This is a genomic window from Janthinobacterium sp. GW823-FHT03B06 (genome assembly GCF_058796955.1).
Genome location: NZ_JBXAJE010000004.1, coordinates 374,983 through 388,565, shown reverse-complemented (window position 1 = coordinate 388,565; position 13,583 = coordinate 374,983). Strand labels below are relative to the sequence as shown.

The following is a 13,583-nucleotide window of genomic DNA, read 5'->3' as shown; positions in this document are numbered from 1 at the left end:
CCCGTGAAAGATCCCATGCCTGCTTGCCGCCTGCCGTCCTGTCTTGCCGTTGTATTGCTGTCCGCTTGCGCCGGCACCGGCCCGTCCGCGCCATCGGCGGCCGACCTGCAAGCGTTCGAGCGTGCCGCCCAGCAAGACAGCATGCGCAGCGAGTGCGACTGGAACGTGCGTTATGCGCCCATCGCGCCCAGGGACGCCAGCGTGGCGCAACTGCAGGCCATCGCCACGGCGCGCCTGGCGGCCCTGCAGCTGGCGCCCGCCTGGACTCTGGCCATGCCCGGCAGCGAGGCGCACGCCTTTACGGACTCGGCGCAGGACCGTGCCGGGCTGCAATTGTTGCTCAGCATCGTCTTGCCGGCCATGGAGCGCTACCCGGCCGGCGTCTTCGCGCGCACGGGCTTGCGCCACGTCGTGCTGGTGAAGGACTTGAGCGTGGACGGCCAGCGCCGCCTGGCCATGCCGGCGCCGGACATCGACAGCGTCGTCTACGCCGACAACCTGCTGGCCGCCCTGTGTCCATCCGGCATGGAGCTGCGCGTGCACCACGAGTATTACCACTTCATCGAATACCGGCTGTTCAACGATTTCTATTACCGCGACCCCGCCTGGCTGGCCCTGAACCCGCCCGGCACAGCCTATGGCCAGGGCGGCGCCACGGCCTACGGCAAGGGTTTCCAGAACCTGGGCCACCCGCAGCCCGGGCTGGTGAGCCTGTACGCCGCCTACGGCCCCGAGGAAGACAAGGCGGAGGTGTTCGGCTGGATGATGGCGCCCGCGTATGCGTTGCGGCTGGAACAGTGGACGGCGTTTGATCCCACCCTGCTGGCGAAGCGGCAATTGTTGATGGATGTATTGAGCAGCAAGACAGATTCTTACTAAATATCAAGTCTGTTTCGCCTTTGCCACCTTGCGCACGTCCTGACGGCCGTCCGCCTGGTATTTCCTGCTAACTATATAATCGGCGCTTGGGCGATACCCGTCCCTGAACGTCGATTGAAGGAATGCCATGCCCAGATATATCGTGCGCCCATTGGTGCTGTGTGTAGTGTCGGCCGCGTGCCTGTCTGCCAGTGCCGCCGAGGCGGTGGTGGATGCGCAGCAGCGCGCGTCCTTGCTGGAGTTTTATGCGCAGCAATATCCGGGCGAACCGGCCACGCGCACCGTGTTCGAGAGCGTGCCCGTGGTCGGCGGCCGCGGCCGCGAAGTGGTGGGCAGCGTGGAAACGCCGCCGTATCGCGGCCATGGCGCGCTGTGCCGGACGCAGCGCACCAAGTTCGTGCTGCACGGCGAGGGCAAGCAGGCGCGCTGGCAGGAGGCGGGCATGGAGTATTACGCCTGGCTCGACCGTGGCACCTGCCGCGCGGTGGCCGAACCCGTGCGCATGCTGCAGCGCGTGCCCGATGTGGAACTGGAAGGCGTGTTGCTGTACCAGAAACCGCTGCTGGAGCGGGCGCGATTATTGATGGCGGGTAACACGGCCTGCGCGCCGCTACGGGCGCTGAAATTTACGCTGGCAGCCGTCGACGTGGGCGCCGCCGCCCCGCGCGCCGAAGAGCGCTACGCGCTGGTGTTCAAGAGCGACCGCGACAGCTACACCCGCGTCTGGCTGCGCAAGAGCGGCGCCCAGTATGACGCCTGGAATGTGACTTGCCCCCCAGTGCTGTAAGCTGCGCTCCCTCGATTTATTTTTTGACTATTGCAACCATGAACGAAAATTCCACTTCCGCCCGCAGCTGGGGCACCATCGTCACGCATAGCGACGAGATGGCCATCATCTACCGCTATGTCGACACCTTCCATGACGACTGGGACCTGTCGTCGCAGCCGGACCGCATCATCATCGCCTGGCGTTATGAAGATGAAACGGGCATGCCCGCGCCGAACGAGCGCGAGCACATGGAGGAGCTGGAAGCGGCGCTGGCGCCCGTGGTGGAAGAAGACGGCTTCGCCACCCTGGCGCTCGTGTCGACGGGTGAAAACTTGCGTGAATGGATTTATTACACGCAGTCGGGTGAAGAATTCTTCAATCGCCTGAACACGGCGCTGGCGCCGCGCCCGAAATTTCCGATTGAAATCCGCAGCGCGGCCGACCCCGCCTGGTCGACTTATGCCGGCTTCATGGCCGCCCTGCCGAAGTAATTACGCCAGCGCGGCCGTCACGATGCGCGTGGCGGCCGTGATGATGTCCTGATTCGTGTCCGCGTTTTTCTGTTCGCGCGTGTAGTACACGGCGATGAGCAGCGGCGCGCCGCTGGGCGGGTAGGCCACGCCGATGTCGTTGACGCTGCCGTAGGCGCCCGAGCCCGTTTTATCGGCCACTTGCCAGCCGGCCGGCACGCCGGCGCGGATGCGCTTGTCGCCCGTCGTGTTGCCGCGCATCCAGGCGTCCAGTTGCTGGCGCTGCGGCGCCGGCAAGCTATTTTCCAATAACACTTGTTGCAAGCTGTGCGCCATCGACGCAGGGCTGGCCGTGTCGCGCATTTCGCCGGGGATGGCGCTATTCAATTCTGTTTCCCAGCGTTCCAGCTGGAATACCGTATTGCCGATGCTGCGTGCAAACGCCGTCACGGCTTGCGGCCCGCCCAATATTTTCATCAGGAAATTGGCCGCGCTATTGTCGCTGTACTGCAAGGTGGCGGCGCACAGGTCGGCCACGCTCATGCCGTCGGCCAGATGTTTTTCCGTGATGGGCGAATAGGTGACCAGTTCCTTTTTCTCGTAACGCACGTGCTGGTCGAGCAAGCCCGGCTGGCTGACGCTGCGGGCCAGCACGGCGGCCGCCAGCATGGCCTTGAAGGTGCTGGCCAGGGGAAAGCGTTCGTCGGCGCGGTAGGCAACGCGCAGTTCGCTGCCCTGGCTCCAGGCGGCAACGCCGAGGCGTCCGCCGGCGGCCTGTTCCAGCGCGGCCAGTTGCGTGTGGGCGGCGGCGATGCTGGTGGCGGGTGCGGCAAACAGCAGCGGTGCCGGGCACAGCAGGGTAGTGCCGGCGGCCAGCAGGAGGGTGCGGCGGACGTGGTTCGGGGAGTCAGTCATGGTCTGTAGCTATTTTTGGAGTGGAAAGGGTGGCCAGCAGTTCGCCGATGGCGAGCAGGTTGGCCGGCTTGGTCAAATGGTGGTCGAAACCGGCCGCGCTTGATTGACTGCGGTCGTTTTCGGCGCCCCAGCCCGTCAATGCGACGAGCACGACCTTGGCGCCGGCCGGTATCCGGCGCAGCGCGCGCGCCACTTCGTAGCCGTTCATGCCGGGCAGCCCGATATCGAGGAAGATGACGTCTGGCAAAAATTGCGGCGCCACGGCCAGCGCCTGCGCGCCATCGTGGGCTACGTGCGTGGCATGGCCCATCATGTCGAGCACGGCGGCAAGGGTTTCGGCCGCATCGACGTTGTCGTCGACCACCAGTACGCGGAAATGGCGGCCGCTGGCGGCGGGGGCGGGCGCGTCCGGTGCGGCGGGGGCTGGGGCTTCCTCCTTCAGCAGCGCCAGGCGCACGGTAAACGTGCTGCCCAGGCCGGCGCCGGGACTGGCCGCCGTGGCGCTGCCGCCATGCAATTCGGCCAGGCGCCGTACCAGCGACAGGCCGATGCCCAGGCCGCCCTGGGCGCGGCCCATGTTTTGTCCCACCTGGGTAAACATGTCGAAGACGGTGGCGATCGACTCGGCGGGGATGCCCACGCCGCTGTCTTCCACCTCGATCAAGACCTCATTGCCGTTGCGTACCGCGCGCAAGGCGATGTGGCCGCCGGCGGGCGTGTACTTGGCGGCATTGTTGAGTAAGTTGCCCAGCACTTGCGCCAGCCGCGTGGGGTCGGCCTCGAGCGGCAGCGCCTGCTCGTCGAGCGTCACCTGCAACTGGTGATGGTTCGCTTCGATCAGCGGCATGCTCGTTTCCACGGCGCTGGCGATGATGGTTTTCAAGTCTGCGCGTTCGAGCTTGAGCTCGATCTGGCCCCGCGTGATGCGCGCCACGTCCAGCAAGTCGTTGACCAGGTGCACCATCTGATTGACTTGCCGCTCCATCACGTCGCGCACTCTCGCCACGGTGGCGGGCTTGTCGGCGGCCAGGCGCATGATTTGCAAGCCGTTGCGGATCGGCGCGAGCGGGTTGCGCAGTTCGTGCGCCAGGGTGGCGAGGAATTCCGTCTTGCGCCGGTCCATCTCGGACAGGTTGTCGGCCAGCTGGCGCAGCTGCTGTTCCGAGCGCTTGCGCTCGCTGATGTCGCTGAACAGCACCGTCAGCAGGCGGCTGCCGGGGCCGCCGAGGCGCGCCGCAAAAACTTCGAACCAGCGTTCCATGGCCACGGCTTCGTTTTCGTAGCGCACGGGCTCGCCCGTCTTGACGACCTGGTCGTACAGGTCGAACCAGTGCTGGTCATGGTCGGGCACGAAGCTGCGGATGGTCTTGCCGATGGCATTGTCGAGGCCCGACTGCTTGACGAAGGCGGCGTTGCCTTCCAGGTAGCGGAAGTCCACGGGGCGGCCCTGCTCGTCGTACAGCATTTCAATGACGCAAAAGGCCTGGTCCATCAGCTCGATCAGAGTGCGGTAGCGTTCCTCGCTGCGCCGTAGCGCATCTTCCACCTGTTTCTGGCGCGTGATGTCGAGCAGCACGCCGGGCAATTGCAAGGGGGTGCCATCGGGCGCATATTCCGCGCGGCCCCGCGCGATGACCGAGCGGTACTGGCCATCGCCGGCAGCGACGCGGTAGCTGGCCTCGAACGGTGCGTGCGCGTGCAGCGCATGGGCAATTTGCGCACTGACTTGCTCGCGGTCATCGGGATGGATGATGTCCAGGTAGCGCGCCAACGGCGCCGCCGTGGCCGCATCGGCATTGACGGGGAACAGGCGCGCCATATTGCTGTCGGCCGTCACGCGGTCGGCAACGATGTCCCAGTTCCAGGTGGCCACTTCGCCGGCCGCCAGGGTCAGGCGCAGGGTTTCCTCGTTCTGCTTGCTGGCCGTCAGGTCGAGCGAGATGCCGGACAGGGCGATCACGTTGCCGGCGCCGTCGCTGGCGCAGGTGCCGCGCATGTGCGCCCAGTGCAGCGCGCCATCGGGCCAGCGCACGCGGATATCGATCTCGAAATCGCTGGCGCTGGCAATGGCTGCGTGCACCACCGCTTGCCATTGCTGCAGATCGCCGTCGAGCATGGCACCCGTCAGCTGCGCATAATCGATGTGGCTGTCAGGTGGCAGGCCCAGATTGGCCTTGAACGCATCGGAGCCGGCCATACTGCCGCTGCCCAGGTCGATTTCCCACGTGCCCATGCGGCCGCCCTGCATGGCCAGGCGCAGCCGCTGTTCCGTCTGCCGCTGCTGCGTCACGTCGCAATGCGAGCCCAGCCATTCAACGATGCTGCCGTCGGGCGCCAGCACGGGCAGCATGCGCACGAGCATGTTGCGGTAGCTGCCGCTGACGTGGCGCAGCCGGTATTCCGCCTCGAACACGGTCGTCAGATGCGACGGCATGACGTAAGGCAAGTTGCGGTCGTCCGGATGCAGGGCATTGAGCCAGCCGCGGCCCCGCAGTTCGGCTTCCGTCTGGCCCGTGAAGGCGCGCCAGGACGGCTGGTCGGCATCGAACTGGCCGAAGGTTTTCGTGCTCCAGACGATGTCGCAATGGGCGCCCAGCAGCCTATGCGCGGCCTGCGCGGCGGCGGGGGAGGAAATGATGTCGTGGCTGTGCTGGCTCGGTTCTGGCATGGATAAGGTCGGCAATGGTGCGGCGCGCCGCCGCTGCACTGGGATGGGGCAGCGCGGCAAGGTCAAGTATGGCGATATTACAGTCAAATACCGGCCGGAGCCTGTCTTGCAGGCAGCATTTCGTCGCCGCGGCGCAATGGCGGCGCCAGGGCCGGAAAATGGGCAAAACAGCAAGCTCCTGAGCGTATTGTGGCTGAATAACCACTAGTCAGGCTTTTATGTTGGTGAATAAATATTTTACATAACAATATTCTTGCAGCGCATAAGCCGCTTGAATTAAATTGGCGCCTTACTTAAAAGTTGGTGTTCATCAGACATCCGAGAGATGCGGCCGGAACCGCTGTCAACTTGAGTGACAGCCAGGACAGAGCCAGTGACGCCGAGAGCGGGGGAACATCCGCTCGCGCTGCTGCACCGTGATGGTGCAAACGATCGTCCAGCGCCGTATATAACCCGGAGACAGGTTGCAAGAAAGACAGATTTCGCAATTCTTTTTTAAACTTCTGGGAAACCACATGATCAAGATGTCCAAGATGCACAAGCGTTTGTGCGCCAAAAGCGCTGCTATGCTGGCACTGTCCGCTGCCTTGCCTATCGGCTCGGCTTATGCTGATGAAGTCGCTGCTGATACGACCCCTGCCGCCAGCCAGCTGGAAACCGTGACCGTGACGGCACAGCGCCGCAAGGAAAATATCCGCGACGTGCCCGTCTCCGTGTCGCTGCTGCGCGACGAGAAGCTCGACGTGCTCGTGTCCAGCGGCCAGGATATCCGCGTGCTGGCCGGCAAAGTGCCGAGCCTGAACGTGGAATCGTCGAATGGCCGCACCTTCCCCCGCTTCTACATCCGCGGCTACGGCAATACCGACTTCAACATCTTTGCATCGCAACCTGTTTCCCTGATTTACGACGATGTCGTGCAAGAAAATCCCATCCTCAAGGGCTATCCGATTTTCGACGTGGCTGGCGTGGAAGTACTGCGCGGCCCGCAAGGCACCTTGTTCGGCCGCAATACGCCGGCCGGCGTGGTCAAGTTCGAATCCGTCAAGCCGAAGCTGGACAAGGTTGAAGGCTATTACAACGTTTCCGCCGCCACGCACAACACGACCAACTTCGACGGCGCCGTCAACGTGCCGCTGAGCAAAGAATGGGCGCTGCGCTTCTCGACCCTGCGCCAGCACCGCGACGATTACGTCGACAACACATTTACGGGCCAGAAAAACGCGCTGGACGGCTACAACGAACATGCTGAACGCGTGCAATTGCTGTACGCACCGAACACCATGTTCAACGCCCTGTTCAATGTGCACCAGCGCAACACCACGGGCAGCGCGCGCGTCTTCTACGCCAACATGATCAAGCAGGGCACGAACGATATCGTCGACGGTTTCGACCCGAACAAGTCGTTCACGAATGCGCCGAATTTCCAGCACCTGCGCACCAACGGCGCCAGCGCCCGCCTGAGCTGGGACCTGGACGGCGTCAAGTTGTACTCGATCACTGGCTTTGAACAGGTCGGCAGTTACGTGTCGCATGGCGACATCGACGGCGGCACGCCGACGGGCCCCGGCTTCATTCCTTTCCAGGTTGAAACGGCCGGCGGCATTACCAGCGTGAAACAATACTCGCAGGAGTTCCGTGCCGAATCGAAAAATGCCGGTCCGCTGAACTGGCAGGCAGGCGTGTACTACTTCAACGAAGATGCCAACGGTTTCACCGACAACTTCGATACCAACACGCACGTGCTGACCACGCACCTGGCCAGCCGCCAGAAGAACTCGGCCTGGGCCACGTTCGGTTCCGTCAACTACGCCGTCAACGATGACTTCATGCTGCGCGCCGGTTTGCGCTACACCAAGGACAAGAAGGATTTCAACACGGTGGAAGCGACCAACATCGTGCAGGTCAACCCGACCAGCGCCGATGTCAGCAAAGCCAAGGTCAACTGGGACTTGAGCGGCACCTATAAATACAACAAGGACGTGAACTTCTACGCGCGTATCGCCACCGGTTTCCGCGCGCCAAGTATCGCCCCGGCCAGCACCAGCGTGCCTGTCACCGTGGCCGATGCGGAAACGATTACCTCGTACGAAGCGGGCATCAAGGCCGATTTGTTCAACCGCCGCGCCCGCGTCGCGTTCAGCGTGTATGACTACCAGGTGAAAAACCAGCAGCTGACGGTGGTGGGCGGCACGTCGAACATCACGCGCCTGATCAATGCCGCCAAGACGAACGGCCGCGGCGCCGAGCTGGAACTGGAAGGTTTTGTCACGCCGAGCCTGAAGATGTCCCTGGGCGGCAGCTACAACTTCACGGAAATCAAGGACCCGAGCCTGTCGATCGCCACCTGCGCGCAAACGCGTTGCACCGTGACCGATCCGTTGACCACGGGTAACCGTGCCATCATCGACGGCAATCCATTGCCGCAAGCGCCGAAGTGGACGATCACCGCCACGGGCCGCTATTCGATCCCGATGGAAAACGGTGAATTCTTCGTCTTCACGGACTGGGCTTACCGCAGCAAGATCAACTTCTTCCTGTATGAGGCAACCGAGTTCACCGGCAAGCCGATGGTCGAAGGTGGCTTGCGCGTGGGTTACACCTGGGATGCCGGCAAGTATGAAGTGGCCGCGTTCGGCCGCAACATCACCGACACCCAGCGTATCACGGGCGCCATCGACTTCAACAACCGCACGGGCTTTATCAATGAGCCACGTCAATTTGGGGTGCAGTTCAAAGGCAACTTCTAAGAACACATAAGCAAACCTGCTGCGCGTCGTGATTTGCGGCCTGCGATGCTCACTGTGCTAAAGCACAGCTGCGCTTCTCGGCCGCAACTCACCGCCGCTCGCTACGGTTTTCTTAAGTGTTCGGTTCCAGGCGCCGGCCATGTGCTGGCTCCTGCATTGCTACCCGCCCGGCTCGCGCCGCGGCGGGTTTTTTTATGCGTGCCCGGGAAGGCGCGCCAGCCGCTGCGCCCAGGCGGGAATGGCTTGCCGCCAGAAATCTTCCACGTTGTCGGCGCGCACGTCGAGTCCGAGGAAGCGGGCCGCCGGCAGCAGCGCCGACGCCAGCAGTTCAGCCGCATCGGTGCCCGTATCGAAGGCGAGGGCGCCTGTCTGTTTCGACAGTTTCTCGCCGCTGTCATTGGTGACGACAGGCACGTGCAAGAAGCCGGGATGAGGCAAGCCCAGCACATCCTGCAGATACAGCTGGCGCGGCGTGGAGTCGAGCAAGTCCGCCCCACGCACCACCTGCGTGATGCCCTGTGCGCCATCGTCGACCACCACGGCCAGCTGATACGCCCAAAAGCCATCGCCGCGCAGCACGATGAAGTCACCCACTTCGCTGGCAAGGTCTTGCCGCTGCGGACCCGCCCAGCGGTCCGTAAAGCCGTACACGGCTTGCGGCCCCTGCGGCACGCGCAGCCGCCAGGCCCGCGCCGCCTTGCCCGGCGCCAAGCCATGGCGGCAGGTACCCGGATACACGGCGGCGCCAATCTTTGGTCCGCCCGCCTGCAGCACCGAATCCTGAATCTCCTTGCGCGAACAGCCGCACGCATACACGAGGCCATCGTCCTGCAACTGCTTCAGCGCCGCCTCGTACAACGGCAGCCGCCGGCTCTGCCACGTCGCCTCGCCATCCCACGCCATGCCGCAGCGCTGCAAGGTGGCCAGGATCGCCATATCGGCACCCTCGACGTTGCGGTCGTAGTCCAGGTCCTCGATACGCAGCAGCCATGTGCCCTGATGCACCTTGGCATCGAGATAACTGGCCATGGCGGCAACAAGCGAGCCCATGTGCAGGGGACCGGAGGGGGAGGGGGCGAAGCGGCCGATGTAGGGAGCGGTGGGGGAGTTCGGAGACGGCATGCTGTAAGTGTAGGCGGTGGTGACAGGCACTGATGGTTTATTGCGCAGGATCGGTAGCTTGGCGACAGCGGCAAGTATCGTGCAGGGCGATGGGCAAGTCAAATCCTGGGTTGTTCCAGGTGCTGCCTAATTGATAATCAAGTGTGTAACGTTATCTTCAACATATGAAATTTCTTCATTGCAGTAATGCGGGTCATTCAGCTCTCGGAAATGTAAATCCTTGTCGAGTTTCTTCGTTCTGAACTTGTTACTCAGCAGTGCTACAACGCTCCCCTCATCTGGCCAGTTTGAAGAATATATTGCTATCAATGCATTTTCAAAAGAAATTTCATTGAGAAGACAGATTTTTAATCTTCGAGGTAGCTTCTTCAATAAATTCAGCCATTGTATCTCACTTGTTTTTGGGAAAAAAGTATTACTATTTTTTATGGATTCCATTATTCGTTGCTGCACTTTTATCGATTTATCTATATTGATATGCGATTCACAATTATCATTCATTTTCAATCGGATGGGTGATTTTCTGGCTATTTTGTACTGCAAGATTATGCATGATGAGGATGTTTTTATGTCATGTTGTACGATAACGCTTCCCCACGGAAATTGAAATATTATTTCTGATAACCCTTTCATTTTTCCGGGAATGCCAGACTTTCTTTGAATTTTTTTGACTAACGATGATTCACTCACGCCGTTGCCTACAGAATTATTTTCAAAGTAATGCATTATTACGTAATCTATTTCGGGGAAATTTTCTTTTACAATAATCAACTCGACAACGTAATCGCCTACCCATCCATTGATATCAAAAATATACATTCCAGCCCCTGTTGTTGTGGGTTTGGTGTGGAATGTATTGATAATGCTATTTATGAAATAGTTTGCTGGAGTTTTTTTCGATAATGCAATCTCTCCATTGACGAGCAGTAATCCATCAATGAAATCAAAAATATAGCTTGGGATTTCAAATTTTTTCATTCTGTTATGCGGAATTTTGAATGAGGCATCTCGTATGAATTATTACAGTGATTCAGCACGGTTGGTAGATATTGTTCCCCATCGGATCTTCGACGTTCAGAAAACTTGCGTAGGGAGCCTCTACATAATTGACGAAAAAACAGTTTTTTCCAGTCGCTCCTTGAGCGTGTCAATATTTTTCGTTCGTAAAGTGATAGATTGATCGTGCCACCTTTGCTACCTACGCGATGTGCTTGCTCAATTTTTGAAGGATGCATGAATTCTATTGAGAATTTTTTGTTGGACTCGTGTGTCATTGTCAGACGGCGACTGGTGCCTGAATTACACTGAATGATGCTATCCATCGTAATAAAAAATCCGAGATTATCAATGTAAAATTCTTTTGCTTCGTCAAAATTCAGGCAGAGTATTCCTATATTGATAGTGTCTAAAATGTGACTTTTTATGGGTCTCATGGTTATTCTTGTAATAGAGGATAAATACGAAAAATATTATTTTCAAATTACATAAGCCAGGATTTTATTGTGAATAAAAAATTTTCACAGGCTTCATGTTCTTCTTTGAAAAAGCGAAGCCCTGTTTTTATTCCTCGTTCATAATAAAAAACCTCCCAATATCCATTTTTTTCTCTGATGCACAGACTCTCATCCTGAGTCGGATCGCCAATCGAGAAAGCATTTGATGGTATGTTTAAAATTGCCATCTCGTGTCCTATATCGGAAATACTCATATATATGGTAATCTGAATTTAATATTGGTTTTATTGATAGGCGCAAAAAACTGATGTGGTTTGATTATGTGGGTCGTGGCAGGCGTCTATTTTCCCCCACGGCCCTGATTGCGGCAGAACGATGCCAAAATCATCCAGAAACCAGCGTCTCACTCTTCTTGTATATTTTCCTTCTGGTTTAGACTGAAAACCATCCATGCAATTTTCCGGACCAAAATCCCAGCATTTTATGGGGCCATCATCTTTCTCAAAAAAACAAATAACGATTATTCTCAATTTCTTTAGTTTGAAACTTGTTTTGTAGGCGATTACCTCTTCTTCATGCATTACCCATGCTTCCCAGTCTTGATCCATCGAGTGTAGATTTTTTCTTTTCATCCCTCTAAATAGAATGATTGATTCGTTTGCAGAAAAATATCCATCTTCAAATTTGACATCACGAATTATATCCATTGTCAATAATTTTAATTTTGTGAATTTTTATCAGTTTATTATTTTCATCAACCAGGCTTATCTTATAGTTTTCTGATTTGGCATAAAAGTAAGCGGAGAAGAAACTTGAATTTAGAAAAATGCAAAAAACATATTTCCAACTCTTTTTATATGAATTTTCATTGATCAGTAGATTAATTATTTCTGGCGTGATTAGTTTGGCATTCCAAGCCTTGGATAGCTTAATGTGCATATCAGCTCCCTTGTTAATTTCAAACTTCATGCTTGACAAAAAATCCTTATGTGGATAAATAAGAATTTTCATTTTTGTCCTTTGATTTATTGTGTATGAAAATAGTGCATATTCCAGGATATTCCAATTGATGCCATCGCGGATTGAATAGATGCTGAAGCTGAAATGCTGCCCCATGGAAAGTTGAATGCGGAGAAAGATTTTTTTACTTCGTCAGGATTTTTTTCCAACACTTTAGCAAGTAATCTGGCCAGGTTGTTCTTGTCGGATATCAACTGATTTTCCGTTGAGTTGTATCCATATTTTTTGGTATTTCCTCCATCCCACGATAGCCATACACTCTTCATGCAATAATTTTCAAAGATAAAATTTATGCCAAACTCAAATTCATTCAAGCTTCCGCACGTTGATAAATTGTGCACGAAAGTATTGGTTTTGTTGTCTTCTATTTCAATGTCATTTTCTTTTGCAATTTTAATAAAATCAGATTCGTTAAGTGGCGCCATCATGATGCCGTCCAATAGGAGATAACCATTTTTTGTGTCAAATGATACTTTTTTCATTTTTTAAAACCTTGCCGGATGCCCTGGTTAAGGAGTGATAATATGATAATTCCCAACCTGACACTACACCATGAGCGCTAGCGGATTAGATTTTCGCATATCCACTCTAGAGTTTTTGCATAGGAAATATTTCCTTTTTCCGTTCTTGAGTCGCATCATGAAGAAAAGAGTTCTTTAGTTCCAAAGTTCCATTTTGCGTGACCCACATGCAGATTGAATCAGAGATAGCATGATCTGTATTGGCTTCATCAAGTATTTTTGCCATCATGTGCAAACCTTTCAAAATATGATTTTTTAACATATGGAATTCGGCCACAATCATGCGCAATCTCAGGGATTTGCTTTTTTCGAAGCTATCGAGAATTTTCTCTTGTTCGTGGCTTGGTGAGTTGTGTAGGTAGTAACTAAATACAGGTTCAATATGGCCATTGAAAACGTTGTCGTCGTCGGCAGATACATTGATGGTGATGATGTTTTTTGCAATTTTCAACATGGCTGCGTTTGGCGGACTTTGCCATGCTATATCCCAGATAATCCGATGTAGTTCCGCGCAATAAAATTGGTGTTCGAGCGAGCGAGCAAAAAAATCAAGCTCGTTGCTTGTAAGTGGAGCAGTTTTCTTTGCGATAATTTTTTTTCGCAAGCTTTTAAGATATTTTTCTTCCAGACGCAATTTTTTCATAGTTAATTATAATGAATTCTAATTCATTGATAGTCTCGTTTTATCTATGATAGTTTGAACTGATGATTTTTATCGTCTTTTTTGAAATGGTATAAGTGATGGATCTTCCCAATGATGTTTTTCCACCTAGTATTTTTTCGACGGATGCAAAATTTGGTACGAAAGTTATTTTAATATCTTCGTTGTTGTTTTGAATATATATTTCAAAATCTGAAATATTTCTTTGTTCTTTTTTGAATTCATCCAAAACCACGAGCAATTTTTCAAGATTTTTTCCGGAAATTTTTTCTTCTAAGTTTTCTATGTTGGGTGTATGTTTTTCCATATCTCTATCGGAATAGGAAAGGTTTATTGGAGTACTCTGTTAATTAATAT

Annotated in this window: 15 protein-coding genes; 5 read left to right on the top strand and 10 right to left on the bottom strand. The window is 55.5% G+C overall.

Translation table 11 applies throughout. The annotated features are described in order from the left end of the window. The first annotated feature begins 15 nt into the window (after positions 1 to 15). The 3 genes from AC1RBA_RS16435 (at position 16) to AC1RBA_RS16425 (ending at position 2,139) form a co-directional block, all read left to right on the top strand. Positions 16 to 879, top strand: a complete 864-nt coding sequence (locus AC1RBA_RS16435) for a hypothetical protein (protein WP_492419134.1) — start codon at positions 16 to 18, stop codon at positions 877 to 879. 127 nt (positions 880 to 1,006) lie between these two features. Beyond that, positions 1,007 to 1,666 carry a hypothetical protein gene (locus AC1RBA_RS16430; RefSeq protein WP_492419132.1) on the top strand — a complete coding sequence of 220 codons (660 nt, stop codon included), beginning with the start codon at positions 1,007 to 1,009 and terminating at the stop codon, positions 1,664 to 1,666. A 38-nt stretch (positions 1,667 to 1,704) separates the two neighbouring features. Continuing rightward, the gene (locus AC1RBA_RS16425) at positions 1,705 to 2,139 is read left to right on the top strand and encodes a DUF695 domain-containing protein (RefSeq protein ID WP_052755885.1); all 435 of its coding nucleotides are present in this window, start codon (positions 1,705 to 1,707) and stop codon (positions 2,137 to 2,139) included. Here the strand turns inward: AC1RBA_RS16425 and bla are convergent, their stop codons facing one another. Together bla and AC1RBA_RS16415 are read right to left on the bottom strand one after the other, a co-directional pair. Then, complete coding sequence (gene bla / locus AC1RBA_RS16420; protein ID WP_492419130.1) at positions 2,140 to 3,033, bottom strand: class A beta-lactamase; 894 nt, start codon at positions 3,031 to 3,033, stop codon at positions 2,140 to 2,142. Then, positions 3,026 to 5,701 (bottom strand): hybrid sensor histidine kinase/response regulator, encoded by a 2,676-nt coding sequence (locus AC1RBA_RS16415; protein ID WP_492419129.1) that lies wholly within the window; start codon positions 5,699 to 5,701, stop codon positions 3,026 to 3,028. Before AC1RBA_RS16415 ends, bla begins: the two co-directional genes overlap by 8 nt. Between AC1RBA_RS16415 and AC1RBA_RS16410 the strand changes: the two genes are divergently transcribed. Together AC1RBA_RS16410 and AC1RBA_RS16405 are read left to right on the top strand one after the other, a co-directional pair. Then, entirely contained in the window at positions 5,700 to 5,909 is a 210-nt protein-coding gene (locus tag AC1RBA_RS16410; protein ID WP_492419127.1) for a hypothetical protein, read from the top strand. The genes AC1RBA_RS16415 and AC1RBA_RS16410 overlap by 2 nt on opposite strands. Before the next feature lie 307 nt (positions 5,910 to 6,216). Then, entirely contained in the window at positions 6,217 to 8,448 is a 2,232-nt protein-coding gene (locus tag AC1RBA_RS16405) for a TonB-dependent receptor (protein ID WP_492419125.1), read from the top strand. A gap of 192 nt (positions 8,449 to 8,640) precedes the next feature. Here the strand turns inward: AC1RBA_RS16405 and gluQRS are convergent, their stop codons facing one another. The 8 genes from gluQRS to AC1RBA_RS16365 form a co-directional block, all read right to left on the bottom strand. Then, complete coding sequence (gene gluQRS / locus AC1RBA_RS16400; protein WP_492419123.1) at positions 8,641 to 9,570, bottom strand: tRNA glutamyl-Q(34) synthetase GluQRS; 930 nt, start codon at positions 9,568 to 9,570, stop codon at positions 8,641 to 8,643. Between the two features lie 126 nt (positions 9,571 to 9,696). Then, a complete protein-coding gene (locus AC1RBA_RS16395; RefSeq protein ID WP_492419121.1) occupies positions 9,697 to 10,548 on the bottom strand; it encodes a hypothetical protein in 852 nt (283 codons plus the stop codon). Between the two features lie 502 nt (positions 10,549 to 11,050). Then, positions 11,051 to 11,251, bottom strand: a complete 201-nt coding sequence (locus AC1RBA_RS16390; RefSeq protein WP_071650130.1) for a hypothetical protein — start codon at positions 11,249 to 11,251, stop codon at positions 11,051 to 11,053. A gap of 57 nt (positions 11,252 to 11,308) precedes the next feature. After that, a complete protein-coding gene (locus AC1RBA_RS16385; protein WP_139143860.1) occupies positions 11,309 to 11,731 on the bottom strand; it encodes a hypothetical protein in 423 nt (140 codons plus the stop codon). Continuing rightward, positions 11,715 to 12,035 carry a hypothetical protein gene (locus tag AC1RBA_RS16380; protein WP_492419119.1) on the bottom strand — a complete coding sequence of 107 codons (321 nt, stop codon included), beginning with the start codon at positions 12,033 to 12,035 and terminating at the stop codon, positions 11,715 to 11,717. The genes AC1RBA_RS16385 and AC1RBA_RS16380 overlap by 17 nt, the downstream gene beginning before the upstream one ends. 14 nt (positions 12,036 to 12,049) lie before the next feature. Continuing rightward, complete coding sequence (locus AC1RBA_RS16375; protein ID WP_492405245.1) at positions 12,050 to 12,526, bottom strand: hypothetical protein; 477 nt, start codon at positions 12,524 to 12,526, stop codon at positions 12,050 to 12,052. 106 nt (positions 12,527 to 12,632) lie between these two features. Continuing rightward, positions 12,633 to 13,208: a hypothetical protein gene (locus AC1RBA_RS16370; protein ID WP_492419117.1), complete on the bottom strand. Its 576-nt coding sequence runs from the start codon at positions 13,206 to 13,208 to the stop codon at positions 12,633 to 12,635. Positions 13,209 to 13,248: 40 nt separating this feature from the next. Continuing rightward, positions 13,249 to 13,533, bottom strand: a complete 285-nt coding sequence (locus tag AC1RBA_RS16365; RefSeq protein WP_141749852.1) for a hypothetical protein — start codon at positions 13,531 to 13,533, stop codon at positions 13,249 to 13,251. Between the last annotated feature and the right edge of the window lie 50 nt (positions 13,534 to 13,583).